The organism is Kitasatospora sp. NPDC038210 (genome assembly GCF_055600605.1).
Genome location: NZ_JBVJYK010000022.1, coordinates 23,708 through 37,526 on the forward strand (window position 1 = coordinate 23,708; position 13,819 = coordinate 37,526).

Genomic DNA, 13,819 nt, shown 5'->3' on the forward strand with positions numbered 1-13,819 from the left:
TCAGATGCTCAGCGCGCCGAAGCCGCCGGTCGTGAAGTCGTAGTTCACCGGCACCTCGATCAGGAACGGCCGGCCGAGCGCGGCGCCCTTGCGCAGCGCGGCGAGCAGCTCCTCCCGGGTGGTCGCCTTGACGGCCTCCACGCCGTTGGCGCGGGCGAGGTCGACGAAGTCGACGCCGGTGAACTTGACCACCGGGTCGTGCGAGCGGTGGTGGCCGAGGTTCTGGTACAGCTCGATCAGGCCGTTGGTGTCGTTGTTGACGACGACCGTGACGATCGGCAGGTTGAGCCGGGCGACGGTCTCCAGGTCGGCGCTGTTGGAGTGGAAGCCGCCGTCGCCGGCGATCAGGAAGGTGGGCTGCCCGGGGCGGGCGAGCTGGGCGCCCATCGCCGCCGGGATGCCGTAGCCGAAGCTGGAGCAGCCCGCCGAGGTGAGGAAGCCGAACGGCTGGTCCGCGCGGGCGAAGAGCACACCGTAGTGCCGGAAGAAGCCGATGTCGGAGACGATCGTGCCCTCGCCAGGCTCGGCGGTCTCCGCCATCACGGTGTTCATCGAGTCGATCACCTGGTGGACGCGCATGCCGTCCTGGTAGCGCTCGGTGTCGGCGAGGAACTCCGCGATCCGCTCGCGCAGCGGGGTGATGTCGTGCGGGGTCTTCGCCGGGACGTCGGCCGTCCGCTCCTCAAGGTGCCGCACGAAGGCGAGCACGTCGGTGACGACGTCGACGTCCGGCCGGTAGACCCGCGGGATCGGGTTGACGGTGGGCGACACCCGCACGGTGGTCTTGGCGCCGCCGCGCTGCCACATCGACGGACGCAGGTCCTCCGCGTAGTCGTAGCCGAGGGTGAGGATGACGTCGGCCGGGCCGAACAGCGTCTCCAGCGCCGGGAACGACAGGATGCCGTCCATGTAGCCGGTGACGGCGCCGTAGTTGAGGGCATGGCCGTGCGGCAGCACTCCCTTGGCGATGTACGTGGTGATGACCGGGATGTTCAGCCGCTCGGCGAGCGCGCGGACGGCCGGGACGGCACCGGAGCGGATCGCGGCGGCGCCGACCACCAGCACCGGGTGCTGCGCCGACGCGACCAGCTCCGCCGCCTGTTCGGCGGCGTCCTGCCAGCCGTCCTGCACCGCGCCGACCGGCTTGGCGGGAGTCCGGGCGGCGGGGTGGACCACCGTGGTGTCGATGTCGCTGCCGAGCAGGTCGACGGGCAGCGAGATGAAGCTCGGGCCGACCGGCTCGGTCATCGCGGCGGCGACCGCGGAGTCGACCAGGTCGGTGATGTCGTCGGGCCGCTGGAGCTCCACCGCGTACTTGGTCATCGGGCGCATCACCGCGACCGAGTCCAGGCACTGGTGGGTGTCGTTGGGGAAGATGTCGTGCGACTCGGACTGCGCCGCCAGCGCGATCACCGGGGAGCGGTCGAGGACCGAGGTGGCCACCCCGGTGGACAAGTTGGTCATGCCCGGCCCCAGGGTCGCCCAGCAGGCCTGCGGCCGGCCGGAGATCCGGGCCAGGACGTCGGCCGCCACCCCGGCCGTGAACTCGTGGCGGGTCAGTACGAAGTCGACGCCCTCGACCTCGTCGAAGAGGATCGAGGCGGCCTCGCGGCCGACGACGCCGAAGACCGTCTGCACCCCGTGGTCGCGCAGCCGCTGCAGCAGCGCGTGGGCGGTCGTCGGGTTGGTGCTCGGGCTCTTGGACACACGGGACATGGCAGCTCCTCAGGCACGAAGGGGGCATCGGTGCGGGCGCCGGAGGGCCGACGCCGGAAGGCGGCGCGCCGCCGGGACTCGGCCGGCCGGGACGCCGCGTCTCGACTCTGCGGCCGGGGGCTTGCAGGCGCATGGACGATCGCCTTGGCGCTGCGGCACCCGCTGCCCGCCGGGCCGGGCGGCGGGTGGTCAGCGAATCGTCAAGCGGCCTGCGGGGCGGCTGTTGTGACGCCCCGGGGACGGCGCTACCGTGCTGGGGTCGGGCCTGCCGCGCGCCGGCGGGGCTCGCCCGCCCGCGCCTCGATCGCCCGCGCCTCGATCGCCCCGAGGGCCCCGATGGCCCCGAGGGCCCCGAGGGCCCCTGGTCGCCCCTGGTCGCCCCTGGTCGCCCTTGCCACCCGGGGCCCGCCCGTTCCCGTGCGTCTCCCCTTCACCGGAGGTCAGCCATGCCGTCAGCCGTGCCCGCGCCCGGTTCCGCCGTCCCGCCGCCGGGTTCAGCCCTCCCGCCACCCGCGGGCCCGTCACCGGCCGGTCTGCCGGCGCGCGACCTGCGCGGTCTGCGGGTGTCCGCGCTGGGGCTGGGCTGCCTGCCCACCACCGCGTTCTACGGGCGGCCCGACGAGAAGGAGGCCGTCGCCACGATCCGGGCCGCCCTCGATGCCGGCGTCACACTGCTCGACACCGCCGACGTCCAGGGGGTGGGCGCCGGCGAGGAGTTGCTCGGCCGAGCGCTCGCGGGCCGCCGCGACGAGGTGGTGCTGGCGACCAAGTTCGGCATGGTGCGCTCCCCGGACGGCGCCTTCCGGGGCCTGCGGGGGGACCGGGCCTACGTCCGCGCCGCGTGCGAGCGCTCGCTGCGGCGGCTGGGCACCGACCACATCGACCTCTACTACCAGCACTGGATCGACCCAGCCGTGCCGGTGGAGGAGACCGCCGGCGCGGTGGCCGACCTGGTAGCGGAGGGCAAGGTCCGGCACTTCGGCCTCTCCGAGCCGTCGGCGGCGACCCTCCGGCGGGCCGACGCGGTGTTCCCGGTGACGGCGGTGCAGAGCGAGTGGAGCCTGTGGACCCGCGACCTGGAAGCCGAAGTGCTGCCCGTCTGCCGCGACCTGGGCATCGGCGTGGTCGCCTACGCCCCGCTCGGCCGCGGCTTCCTGACCGGCGCGATCCGCACCACCGCCGACCTGGCCGCCGAGGATTTCCGCCGCTCCCAGCCGCGGTTCAGCCCGGAGGGTCTGGCCGGCAACCGGCCGCTGCTGCACCGCCTGCAGCCGGTCGCCGACCGGCTCGGGCTCACCCTCGCCCAGCTGGCCCTGGCCTGGGTGCAGCACCGCGGCCGGGACGTGGTCGCCATCCCGGGCACCGGGCGGCGCACCCACCTCGCGGAGAACCTGGCGGTCGCCGCGGTCGAGCTCACCGAGCAGGACCTCGCCGAGGTGGCCGAGGCGGCGGCCGTACCGGTCCACGGGGCGCGCTACGCACCGAACCTGCTGGCCATGACCGGGAACTGAGCCGCGCCGGGCCCGGTGGAACGGCACTTGAAAAGCGCTGGACGGCCGGACGCCAAGGATGGTCCAAGCAGGCGCTGCCACGGTGGGACCAGGCCGGCGGCGGCCCGCTCGACGGCCGTCACGGGCCGGGCCCGTCCCCCCGGCGGGCGCCCACCCCCCTCGACGGGCACCAGCCCCGCGGGCCCGCACTCTCGGAGGACCCTCCATGCCGACGGCAGCCACGGACATGACGGACGAGCAGCGCAAGGCGCTCGTCACCGCCTACCTCAAGGCCTTCGACAACGGCGGCACCGGCCACGACGGCACCCCGGTGCTCGACTTCTTCGCCGAGGACGCCGACTTCTTCTTCCCCAAGTGGGGCCTGGCGCACGGCAAGCCGGAGATCGCGAAGATGTTCGGCGACCTCGGCGGCTCCATCACGTCGGTCCGCCACCACACCTGGGCCTTCACCTGGGTCCTCTCCGGAACGGACCTCCTCGCGGTGGAGGGCACCACGCACGGCGAGCACCGGGACGGCCCCTGGCGGGTCGGGCAGCCCGAGTGGGGCGCCGGCCGGTTCTGCGGCGTCTTCGAGGTCCGCGACCACCTGATCCACCGCGCCTTCATCTACCTGGACCCCGACTACGCCGGCGGGGACACCGCCCGCTACCCCTGGCTCTGAGCCCGGACGCGCCCGCTTCCCCGTACCGCACCGCCGCCTGCACCGCGTCAACCGCCCCGCCGTGTGCACCGTCCCCCCGGTGCACCGCACCCGCCCGCCCACCGCACCGCCCGAGGAGCATCATGGACGTCCTGGCCGCCCTGGAACGCAAGCACAGCCTGAACCTGTTCCCGATCGAGAACCGGCTGTCGCCACGAGCCGCCGCGGCGCTGGCCAGCGACGCGGTCAACCGGTACCCGTACTCCGAGACCGACGTGGCCGTCTACGGCGACGTCAGCGACCTGAACGCGGTGTACGACCACTGCGTCTCCCTCACCAAGGAGTTCTACGGCGCCCGGCACGCCTACGTGCAGTTCCTGTCCGGCCTGCACACCATGCACACCGTGCTCACCGCGGTCACACCCCCCGGAGGACGGGTCATGGTGATCGCCCCGGAGGACGGCGGCCACTACGCCACCGTGACGATCTGCCAGGGCTTCGGCTACCGGGTCGAGTACGTGCCGTTCGACCGGCAGACCCTGGAGATCGACTACACCGCGCTGGCGGAGCGGACGGCCGAACACCCGGCCGACGTCATCTACCTGGACGCGTCCACCGTGCTGCGGATGCCGGACGCCCGGGCGCTGCGCGCCGCCGCCCCCGGCGCGGTGCTCTGCCTGGACGCCTCGCACCTGCTGGGCCTGCTGCCCGCCGCGCCCGGGACCCTCGTGCTGGACGGCGGGTTCGACAGCATCTCCGGCAGCACCCACAAGACCCTGCCCGGCCCGCAGAAGGGCTTGCTGGTCACCAACAGCGACGCCATCGCCGAACAGGTGGGCGCCAGGATCCCGTTCACCGCGTCGAGCTCCCACTCGGCGAGCGTCGGCAGCCTGGCGATCACCCTGGAGGAGCTGCTGCCGCACCGGGGGGACTACGCACGCCAGGTGATCGCCAACGCACGCGAACTGGCCCGGCAGCTGGCGGCCCGCGGCTTCGACGTGGCAGGCGAGGCGTTCGGCTTCACCGACACCCACCAGGTCTGGGTGCACCACCCCGAGGGCAACACCCCGCACGAGTGGGGCCGGCTGCTCACCGCGACCGACATCCGCACCACCACGGTGGTGCTGCCCAGCACCGCCCGCTCCGGACTGCGGCTCGGCACCCAGGAGTTGACCCGCTGGGGCATGAAGGAGGACGACATGACCACGGTGGCCGAGCTGCTCGCCCGGCTGCTGCTGCGCGGCGAGCAGTCCCGGTCGGTGGCCGCCGACGTCCGGGACCTGGCCCGGTCCTTCCCCGGGGTCGCCTTCGCCGACCGGCCCGCACCGCTGGCCGTGGCCTGACGCACCGCACCGGCCGCGGGCACGGGCGGGGTGAGACGGGGCCGCGGGGACGAGCCGGTCGGCACGTCCCCGCGGCGACCCGGGAGGGAAGGAGCACTGCTGCCATGTCCGATTCCACCCTGAGCGGAGCACCGGTCTGCGCCGACCGGTTCCGGTCGGTGCTCAGCCACTACCCCACCGGGGTGGTGCTGGTGACCGCACCGCCGCCGGCCCCGGCGCAGCCACCGCCCGCGATGATCGTCGGCACCTTCACCTCGGTGTCGCTGGACCCGCGCCTGGTGGGCTTCCTGCCCGCCAAGTCCTCGACCAGCTGGCCGCGGATCCGCGCGGCCGGCCGGTTCTGCGTCAACGTGCTGGCCGCGGACCAGCAGCAGGTGTGCCGGGGGTTCGCGGCCCGCGACCCGGCCCGCTGGGAGGTGCCGTACCGGCTGACCCCGGCCGGCTGCCCCGCGCTGGTCGACGCGCTCGCCTGGCTGGACTGCGAGCCGGCGGGCGAGGTGGCGGCGGGCGACCACTGGTTCGTCACCGCCACCGTCCGCGACCTCGCCGTCCAGCGGACCGGCCCGCCGCTGGTCTTCCTGCGGGGCGACTACGGCCGCTGCGTCGCCTGACCCGGGCCGTCGGCCACCCGCCCGACCGCCTGCCGACGTCGGGCGGGCGCGGCCGGTCACTGCCCGGCGCCGTCGCCCCCGGCCCGGACTCCGACGCCGAACCGCCACGCCTCGATGTCGCGGTAGCGGATCGGCCCGGGCCGGCGGCCGATGTTGCTGCCGACCAGGTGGAGCCGCTCCGCCGGCCAGGTAGCCGAAGCCGAGCTCCTCCACCAGCCGGTCGAACAGCTGCGGAGCCGGATACGGCCCGGTGGTCCGCAGCCGGTGGGCGGCGGCCCGCCCTTCCCCGGTCCGGAGGAAACCCGGACGGGGGACGGACGGGTGGACGGACGGGCTGGTCAGACCGTCGCGAAGCCCCAGGTCGCGGCGGACGCGATGAGCCAGCAGAACACGCCCACGGGCATCGTCACCCACGGGGAGAGCTCCGCCTGCACGAAGATGCTGGAGCCCATCCACGAGGTGAAACCGATCGCCACGGGTGCGCCCCACAGGACCCCCGGGTTGTTCAGGCGTGCCAGGCCGCCGCCCAGGACGGCGACGCTGGTCCCCACGCCGATCAGCAGGGCCACCAGCACCATCTCCCACCGGTCGTAGAGGGGGACGTCGGCCCGGTGGCCGTGGTACGAGGTCTCGACCACGTGGCCCAGCCAGACCTTGAGGTCCACCTCGGTGCCGGAGTCCACGTCGTCGTAGAACCGCTTCCCGACGGTGTAGGTCTCGGTGCCGGACGCCGTGTCGCGGAGCACCGAGATCTTGTACGCGGTCGATGCCTCGCCGTCCTCCGAGAACTTCGCCGTGACCCGCCCGGTCTCCGGCCTGAGGCAGTCCACCCCTGCGGCGGTCCCCGGGCTGCCGCAGGCCGGGGCGCCCTGATGCGCCGTCACCCGGAGGCTCTCGTCGAGGAACCGGCCGAAGCCCGCGCCCACCACGGACAGGCCGATCAGCAGGAGCAGGCCCTGGGCCAGCACCCTGCCGACGGGCACCGGGGCGCGCCGGGACGGACGTGGGGGCGGCGGACCGGCCGGCTGCGGCCGGGCGACGGGGACGGCCGTGCGCTCCGCTCCCGGACCGGAGGCCGTCGCCAGCGCGGGCACCGGCGGCGGGGCTGCCGCGGCCATCACCGGATCCGCGTCGGGCGGGGGCAGGGGCTCGCCGTCCGCCTGGTCCATCAGCCGCTGGACCTGGAGTCGCAGGACCCCGAGCTCCCGGCCCAGCGAGTCGGCCTCGCGCCGGATCTCGGTCAGGTCCGACTCCCGGGCGTGGGCGAACGCGACGGCCGCCGCGAGCCTGCGGTCCTTCTCCTCGGAGGACTCCTGCAGGCGGCGGATGCGCTCCTCCTCGGCGGTGAGCCGCGCCGCCAACCGGGCGGCCAGAGCCCGGTCCGCCAGCCGGCCGCGGCGCTCCTCGTCCCGCTCCCTGGTCAGTACCGTGACCGCCTCCCGGAGTTGCTCGGTGACCTCCTGGAGATACACGACCTGCACGGCGGGCAGCGGGCTGTCGCGCAGCTCCGTCAGACGCAGCTCGTGCAGCTTGCCGAGGAGGCCCGCGGACAGGGGGACGCCGTGCCGCTCCAGGGCGGCGAGGAAGGCGTCGACGAAGTCGCGCGGGGCGATCGCCGCGCCCGACAGGTAGGACGAGAGCTCCTCCGGCGAGCAGCCGCTCTCCTGCGCCAGTCGCTCCAGGGAGACACCACGGTGGCTCCGGCCCCGGATGAAGGCGGCGGCCAGGGCCGTGGCGAAGGGCGACCGGTGGGCGGCGTTGCGGGTGAAGGCGAACAGGTTGGCGGAATCGGTGCCGAGCTGGTTGGGCGGCGGCAGTGCCCGCTCTCTCAGCCGGTCCTGCAGGTGCGGGTACAGGGCGCCGAGGGTGAGCCAGACGGGACCTCCGGGCATGCCCTCCCGGATCAGCTCCAGCAGCGTCCCGGTGAAGGACGTGGTCGCCTCGGCCTGCTCGCTCAGCGGGACGACGTGGGCGGCCCGGTCGCTGGCGACCAGGATGTACGCCCCGCGGATGTCCGCGGCCCCGGCGGGGTCCGCCCCCGCGGCCAGCGCCTCGATGGCGCGGCCCGAGTAGCAGCAGTCCAGCACCACGACCTTGACCTTGGCCGGACTGTCCAGGAACACCTCGCGGACACGGTCGTACACCAGTCCGCCCGCGTCGGGGTGATCGGGGTTGGTGTCCGTCAGTGTCAGGCAGAGCTGACCGCGCGGCAGGATCACACCGTGCCCGACGTAGTAGAGCAGCAGGACTCCGCGGGTCGCCCGGGCGAGTTCGCGCAATTGCGGGAGCAGCTCGCGGATGTCGCTGGGGTCGGGGATGGCGGTGATCCGGTCCGGCGGCCAGCCGCACAGCCGGGGGTCGGTCAGCACCTGTCGTACGGCGGTCAGGCTGTTGAGGGCGGCTGGCAGCGGCTGGAAGCCGCTGCGCTGGTAGGTGCCCGTCCCGATCAGGATCGCGCGGGAGTTCGCGAAGTCGGGTGGCTCGGGCTGGTCAGTCATCGCCACCGCTCAGTACCTCGCGCAGCAGGGGGGCGACGTCCTCGGGCTTGAGCCCCCGGACGTCCAGCTCGACCCTGCGGGCCGGGGTCGTGACGACGACCGTCACGTCCGTGCGACGGGTCCGCAGCCAGGTCGAGAGCGATCCGGCCAGGACGGCGCCCGCGCCGCCGCTGCCCAGTGCCACCTCCAGCACCTCGACGGCCCCGCCCAGTTCGCCCTCGGCGGGTGCTGTCGGCACGGCTCGGACCAGGCCGACCAGTTCGCGCTCGTGGCGCAGCCACTCCCACAGTTCGGCCGTCTCCCGGACCTCGTCGCCGCCCGTGACCGCTATGCGTGCGTCCATGTTCTCCCCACCTGCTCTACCGGTGTCCGACGTGACCCGGGCCCCTCCCGGGCGCACGGAGGGGATGATGCCAGGACGGCGCCTCCGATGTGGTCGACTCGGCCCTTCTGCAGCGGACTTGCGCAGACGTGTGGACCGGTACCCGCGGATCCTCCCACCACTCCGGCACCCGATGGCGCCCGATGGCGCCCGCCCGGCCACGGACAGTGGCCCGTCCGTGCAGGCCGGCAGCTCCGCGCTCCCTGTGGGCGGACAGTTCATCTCCCTGCCCGGTATGACTATTGGTCACCCGGCTGGGGCGTGGTGGGGTCAGGAATAGAAGCCCCGGCCGTATTCCTCGCGTGGCAGCGTGAAGTGATCCGGGCGGTCGCGCCGGAGTTCTTCATAGCGTTCAACGAAGACATCCAATGCCTCGTGAAGCGTGCAGTTGCGTGCATCGCGGATCGCCTTGAGGGCGAAGATGATCCGATGCTCCAGGATGTCGCGATCGACGCTTTCGGGCAGCTGTTCCATGAGCCCAGCAGCGTAGTCTTCGGAGACCGGGGAGCGCCCACTATTGACGGTGACGCCTCAGACCGCTTTTGAGATCTCAGTTGGCGATGTGGGCAAGCTTGGAAACCGGTTGACCTGGGGTGAATGATGAGGGCGTGATCTCCAAGGAACGTGCCGTCGGGCTTGTCGAGTCCCTGCTGGCCAGAGAGCGGCTGACATGGGCGGGGCCGGTCCCGGAGCTGGCCGTCTAGCGCGTGGAGGAGCATGCGATCGGCTGGCTCGTCTTCTGGAACTCGGCGGAGTACGCCCGTACCCGTGATCTGCGCGACACCCGAGCACGAACTGCGTGACCTGCTGGACGCGATCCTCTACGTCGACCGCACCGGCATCCCCTGGCGTCACCTTCCCCACGACCACCCGCCCTGGGAGACCGCGATCGTTCTCACCGATACTGACTGTCCGGCTGGTCCCCGTGGCCGGGCTCGCGGGTCCGGGTCGACTACGGCGGCGAGCGGCCCGTACTCGCGGTGAGACTGCCCGAGTTGTTCGGCTGGTCTGCCGCCTTCGCGCTGGCGGACGCGCGGCCCCGCTGACCGTCCACCTGCTCTCCCCGGCTGGGCACCCAGCCGCCGTCACCGGCGACCTCGCGTCGTTCTGACGCGAGGGCTACCGCGCCGTGCGGGCCGAGCTCCGCGGCCGCTACCCCCGCCACCCGTGGCCGGAGGACCCGGCTGCGGCCGAGCCGACCCGACGGCTCAATACGCCCAACCGGGGAGCGCCACGAGCAGCCCGGGGTCAGCAGCCGCCCGAGCCGGCCGAGGCCGAACCTCCGGATGTCCAGCCGGAGTTGGGCGCCGGCCGATCGCGCGTGCTGCGCTCGGTGCGCAGCTCCACCACGACCCCAGCCGGGCCGAGCAGGGCCTTCAGCGCGTCGGCGAGCCGCTGCGGGTCGCCGCCGAACGGGAGCGCGAGCCGCTCCCGGCCGCCCCGCAGGACGAGTTCCAGCGCGAGCGTGGAGACGGCCGGCTTGTAGTCCCCCTGGTACGGCTCCACCACCTTGTGCGTCAGACGCACCTCGCGCAGGGTCTTGACGGGCAGCCAGTCGTCCGGCCCGGCGGCCCGGACCAACCGCAGAGACGCGGGCACCCCGGCCGGCGCGAACTCCACCCGCAGGATGTCCCGGGCCCGGGAAAAGGCCAGCGCCACCCAGCCGATCAGGTACTCCAGCCCGGCGATCACCCCCACCACCACGAACACGGTCGACGCCCGCGCCCCGGCCAGCGCCATCCAGAAGGCGACGAGCAGGGTCGGCACGCCCAGAGCGAGCGGAGTGAACAGCGCCGGCCCCGCCGAGGTCAGCACGTTCCACGTCGGCCCGGCCGGGCCGACGCGCAGGACCAGATCCGTCGAGTCGGGGCCTTGTCTCAGCAAGGGATCGGTGGCCATGCCTCCAGCGTAGGACCGGTCCGCAAGAGCGCCTCGACCATATCCGGCCGATGGGGCACGACTTCCGACGGCCGTAGCCCACAGCCGGTGGGCGCGGCCGATGCCCGGCCAGTAGGCCAGGGTCAGCACGTGGCCGGTGTCGTCTCAGCGGGCCAGGGTCACGGTCAGTGTCTCGTCGGGCAGCCGGTGGCCAGCTGCTCCATCGCCTCCTGCTCCCGGCCGTCGACCGCAGGGCCCCGGCGGGTCTTCACCGCGGTCCAGACCGTCAGGTACGTGCAGCGGTAGGACTGCAGGGGCGGCAACCACTCGGAGATGTCCTTGTCCGCCTTCGCCCGGTTGCTGCGCGCGGAGACCGCCACCAGCGACCGGCCGTCGCCCAGGTCGTTGGCGTAGGCCTCCCGCTCGGACGCCGACCACGCCGAGGGCCCCGCTGTCCCAGGCCTCCGCAAGCGGGACGACGTGGTCGACATCGAGCTGGCGGGCGTCGGTGAACACGAGGTCGTCGTAGGGCGACACCCAGCCATGTCTCGTGGTGATTCAAAGTGCACACATGCGTATCTGGAGTCAACATGAGGGCATCCCTGGCGGCCGTTGAGAGGCCGTCCCTGGCAACGGAGTGTGGCGATGCGTTCTGCCGACGACTTGACAGATTCCCAGAAGAAGGCCCTGGAGCGGATTGCGGGCGACCTCGGTCAAGTTAGAGAGCGGCTCCAGTCGCTCCATGGCGAGGCACGATCCCTGCTGTCAGACGGTGACTCCGATCCCGGCGCCGACGTCTTCCCCTGCCACGTCTGCCACAGGTGTCCGGACTTCGAATTTCCAAGAACTCCGACGAGAGGGTTCGACTGCGCAAGGCAGGGCTGCGGCCACAACATCACTTCACACGACTTCTTCTGACCGAGAGCGGCCTGGCTGACCTGGGTGACCATGTCCTGGCCGGGGAACCGTGGGCAGACCGTAAGCGTGTGGGCATCATCTCTCCCACCGCCTGTGTCCTGATGGTCTGCAGGTCTGTGGTCCGCGGGGTTCCCGGGATGAACCGGACGGTCATCCGTCCCTCCCGCTTGCCGCCCGCGTCGTGGAAGCAGACGGAGATCGCGCCGTGGCCCAGCGCGGGGATCCCGGTCGCTTCGCTGTCGAGCTCCCGGGCCACGACCTCGGAGGTGCGCCGTCCACGGCGGCCGTGTACGCGTCGGGCTTCCGGAACTGCGGAGGTGGTCAGTGGTGCTTACGCCCCAAGATCGCGTCCGTTGACGTCTCGGCGCCGTGATCCCTACTGTGCTGACGGCCGCTTCACCGAGCTGGCCCGCATACACCAGAGGGGAATCATGAAGCGCACAGGCGTGGCCGCGGCTGCGAGTCTTTCGGCCGCTGCTTTGCTGTTGGCCGGGTGTAGCGGTCCCGCGGCGCCGGTCTCGACTGCTTCCACGTCTACCGTCACGACGTTCGGATGCCTGACCGAGGAGCAGGGCCGCAAGGGCGCTGTGACCGTGCAGGACAGGGAAAATACGAACAAGGCGTACTTCCAGGACTCGGACAGCGGCGGTGCCGAGGTGGCGCTCATCTTCTGGCACCAGGACGGAGGCTCGCTGTGTGACTGGGTGCCCTACCTCGGAAGCTTCACCAAGGCCGGTTACGCCGTGCTCGCCTTCACCAGCAGCGGGGACTTCTTCAATGATCTCGGCCCAGCCAGCCATTTCCTGGCGAGCAAGGGCTTCTCCAAGATGGTCATGGTCGGCGCATCAGGTACGGCTACGGCCCTCCTGGACAAGACGGCTTCGCCGGTCGACGGACCGGTGAGGGCGGTAGTCGCGCTGAGCGCGCCCCAACGCTCCGGCAACTGGGACGCGGCCAAGATGGTCGCCCTCGGCAAACTGCCAACGTTCTTCGCAGCGGAGAAGGACGACCTGCCGTCCAGCGGCGACGCCAAGGCGCTGTACGACGCATCTTCAAGCCCCGGCAAACAGTTCAAGATCTATCCGGGTGCCCGGCACGGCGCGGATCTGCTCAAGGACGGCGCGCTGCCGGATGTTCTGGCTTTCCTGGCCACGTACGCGCCGCCCAAGAGCTGAGGGCGAGCCAGCCGGCTGTCTGCTTGCGGCCTCGAACAGGTCGTCCAGCCCGTCACTCGTACGGGGATCTGGCGGTCGGCGGAGCAGCCTTCACGTGATCCTGAACTCAGCTACGGGGTACGGGAATCGACGTGAAGGCCGTAACGATGAGCGTGATGGAGAAGTCAGACCGTCGGAAGTCGTTCGCGGAACCGTCACGCTTCCGCGCTGACTTCTACGACTGCCTGAGCGGACCCCAGGACGCGTTGTTCGAGCTGACGGACGCGTTGCTGTGCACGGACGGCCCCGTCAAGACGCTGGTGGACCTGTCGCTCTCCCCGGAACACCGCCGTGGACACGGCGCCCTGTACGGCGCGCTGAACAAGGGCCACCTGGAAGTCGATCGGCTGCGGCGGACGCCGGCCGGCCTGCCGGTGCAGATTCTCGGGCGCCTGCGCTCGGACCGGGTGATGCGCCGGCCGACCCCGCCCCGCGTCTACAACCCGACCGGTGGCCGTCCGCCCAAGCGCGGCGGTGAGTTCGTGTTCGGCCGGAGCGACACCTGGGGCGACGAGCAGGCGGTGACCGTCAGCGACACCCGCCTCTACGGCAAGGCCACTGACCGGGCCTGGGACCGGCTCCACCCGCGGCTCACCCGGCGCGGGGCCTGGCTGGACCACACTGACGAACTGCCCATCATCGAGGGCACCGTCATCCGCCTGGCGGTCGAGAAGCGCTGGGTTGGACCAAACCCAGGCTGCGGAGCCCGGAGGCTGCCGACCGGTGGACGTGGCTGGTGATCGCCGCCCACACGCAGCTCCGGCTCGCCCGCCCCTTGGCCGCCGACCTCCGCCGCCCGCGGGAGAAGCGGGCTGACCCGAACAGACTCACGCCCGCCCGAGTCGGACGGGGGTACAGGAACCTCCACGCGCAGACCACGACGCCAGCGCGTGCACCAAAACCCTCCCGCCCCGGCCCCGGCCGTCCGCCCGGATCGCGCATCATCCGTCCGGCAACCCGTCACGACGTGGGAAGAGTCCTCGCCACCGGCGAGGCGTACACCAGACCAGCCCACCACAAGAAGGCACCAACCCCGGCGACTGGATCAATGACAAGCTCATGGACCGACGTGCTGGCCTTCCGTCACGGACGTGACTGGCTCAGCGCC

General features: G+C 72.3%; 11 protein-coding genes and 3 pseudogenes. 8 read left to right on the forward strand and 6 right to left on the reverse strand.

Translation table 11 applies throughout. The features are described from left to right. On the reverse strand, positions 1-1,716 hold the full coding sequence (locus tag ACZ7KX_RS32800; protein ID WP_470329642.1) for a thiamine pyrophosphate-binding protein: 1,716 nt from the start codon (positions 1,714-1,716) through the stop codon (positions 1-3). A 446-nt stretch (positions 1,717-2,162) separates the two neighbouring features. On the opposite strand from ACZ7KX_RS32800, the gene ACZ7KX_RS32805 reads away from it, so the two are divergent. From ACZ7KX_RS32805 to ACZ7KX_RS32820, 4 genes are all read left to right on the forward strand, one after another. Continuing rightward, positions 2,163-3,227, forward strand: coding sequence for an aldo/keto reductase (locus ACZ7KX_RS32805; protein WP_470329643.1), 1,065 nt, complete (start codon positions 2,163-2,165; stop codon positions 3,225-3,227). 205 nt (positions 3,228-3,432) lie between these two features. After that, a complete protein-coding gene (locus ACZ7KX_RS32810; protein ID WP_033354340.1) occupies positions 3,433-3,888 on the forward strand; it encodes a nuclear transport factor 2 family protein in 456 nt (151 codons plus the stop codon). A 122-nt stretch (positions 3,889-4,010) separates the two neighbouring features. Next, complete coding sequence (locus tag ACZ7KX_RS32815) at positions 4,011-5,210, forward strand: PLP-dependent aminotransferase family protein (protein ID WP_355208690.1); 1,200 nt, start codon at positions 4,011-4,013, stop codon at positions 5,208-5,210. A gap of 104 nt (positions 5,211-5,314) precedes the next feature. After that, a complete protein-coding gene (locus tag ACZ7KX_RS32820; RefSeq protein WP_470329644.1) occupies positions 5,315-5,821 on the forward strand; it encodes a flavin reductase family protein in 507 nt (168 codons plus the stop codon). Between the two features lie 338 nt (positions 5,822-6,159). On the opposite strand, the gene ACZ7KX_RS32825 is transcribed toward ACZ7KX_RS32820, so the two are convergent. The 3 genes from ACZ7KX_RS32825 to ACZ7KX_RS32835 form a co-directional block, all read right to left on the reverse strand. Continuing rightward, entirely contained in the window at positions 6,160-8,319 is a 2,160-nt protein-coding gene (locus ACZ7KX_RS32825; RefSeq protein WP_470329645.1) for a caspase, EACC1-associated type, read from the reverse strand. Further along, positions 8,312-8,662 carry an effector-associated constant component EACC1 gene (locus ACZ7KX_RS32830; protein WP_470329646.1) on the reverse strand — a complete coding sequence of 117 codons (351 nt, stop codon included), beginning with the start codon at positions 8,660-8,662 and terminating at the stop codon, positions 8,312-8,314. The genes ACZ7KX_RS32825 and ACZ7KX_RS32830 overlap by 8 nt, the downstream gene beginning before the upstream one ends. A gap of 309 nt (positions 8,663-8,971) precedes the next feature. Further along, complete coding sequence (locus ACZ7KX_RS32835) at positions 8,972-9,175, reverse strand: hypothetical protein (RefSeq protein WP_470329647.1); 204 nt, start codon at positions 9,173-9,175, stop codon at positions 8,972-8,974. A 243-nt stretch (positions 9,176-9,418) separates the two neighbouring features. Here ACZ7KX_RS32835 and ACZ7KX_RS32840 point away from each other — a divergent pair. Next, positions 9,419-9,586: pseudogene (locus ACZ7KX_RS32840) on the forward strand (transposase); the annotation flags it as partial. Between the two features lie 47 nt (positions 9,587-9,633). Then, a pseudogene (locus ACZ7KX_RS32845) lies at positions 9,634-9,905 on the forward strand (ATP-dependent helicase C-terminal domain-containing protein); the annotation flags it as partial. Between the two features lie 44 nt (positions 9,906-9,949). Here ACZ7KX_RS32845 and ACZ7KX_RS32850 read toward each other — a convergent pair. Next, positions 9,950-10,600: a hypothetical protein gene (locus ACZ7KX_RS32850; protein ID WP_470329648.1), complete on the reverse strand. Its 651-nt coding sequence runs from the start codon at positions 10,598-10,600 to the stop codon at positions 9,950-9,952. Positions 10,601-10,764: 164 nt separating this feature from the next. After that, a complete protein-coding gene (locus ACZ7KX_RS32855; RefSeq protein ID WP_470329649.1) occupies positions 10,765-11,070 on the reverse strand; it encodes an HNH endonuclease family protein in 306 nt (101 codons plus the stop codon). An 858-nt stretch (positions 11,071-11,928) separates the two neighbouring features. Here ACZ7KX_RS32855 and ACZ7KX_RS32860 point away from each other — a divergent pair. Then, the gene (locus ACZ7KX_RS32860) at positions 11,929-12,672 is read left to right on the forward strand and encodes an alpha/beta hydrolase (protein WP_470329650.1); all 744 of its coding nucleotides are present in this window, start codon (positions 11,929-11,931) and stop codon (positions 12,670-12,672) included. Between the two features lie 155 nt (positions 12,673-12,827). Beyond that, positions 12,828-13,714: pseudogene (locus tag ACZ7KX_RS32865) on the forward strand (transposase); the annotation flags it as partial. Positions 13,715-13,819: the final 105 nt, after the last annotated feature.

Coding starts and splice junctions, on each gene's coding strand:
- ACZ7KX_RS32825 (WP_470329645.1), bottom strand. CDS start 8,319: ATGACTGACCAGCCCGAGCCACCCGACTTCGCGAACTCCCGCGCGATC.
- ACZ7KX_RS32820 (WP_470329644.1), top strand. CDS start 5,315: ATGTCCGATTCCACCCTGAGCGGAGCACCGGTCTGCGCCGACCGGTTC.
- ACZ7KX_RS32815 (WP_355208690.1), top strand. CDS start 4,011: ATGGACGTCCTGGCCGCCCTGGAACGCAAGCACAGCCTGAACCTGTTC.
- ACZ7KX_RS32850 (WP_470329648.1), bottom strand. CDS start 10,600: ATGGCCACCGATCCCTTGCTGAGACAAGGCCCCGACTCGACGGATCTG.
- ACZ7KX_RS32855 (WP_470329649.1), bottom strand. CDS start 11,070: ATGTCGACCACGTCGTCCCGCTTGCGGAGGCCTGGGACAGCGGGGCCC.
- ACZ7KX_RS32830 (WP_470329646.1), bottom strand. CDS start 8,662: ATGGACGCACGCATAGCGGTCACGGGCGGCGACGAGGTCCGGGAGACG.
- ACZ7KX_RS32810 (WP_033354340.1), top strand. CDS start 3,433: ATGCCGACGGCAGCCACGGACATGACGGACGAGCAGCGCAAGGCGCTC.
- ACZ7KX_RS32835 (WP_470329647.1), bottom strand. CDS start 9,175: ATGGAACAGCTGCCCGAAAGCGTCGATCGCGACATCCTGGAGCATCGG.
- ACZ7KX_RS32800 (WP_470329642.1), bottom strand. CDS start 1,716: ATGTCCCGTGTGTCCAAGAGCCCGAGCACCAACCCGACGACCGCCCAC.
- ACZ7KX_RS32860 (WP_470329650.1), top strand. CDS start 11,929: ATGAAGCGCACAGGCGTGGCCGCGGCTGCGAGTCTTTCGGCCGCTGCT.
- ACZ7KX_RS32805 (WP_470329643.1), top strand. CDS start 2,163: ATGCCGTCAGCCGTGCCCGCGCCCGGTTCCGCCGTCCCGCCGCCGGGT.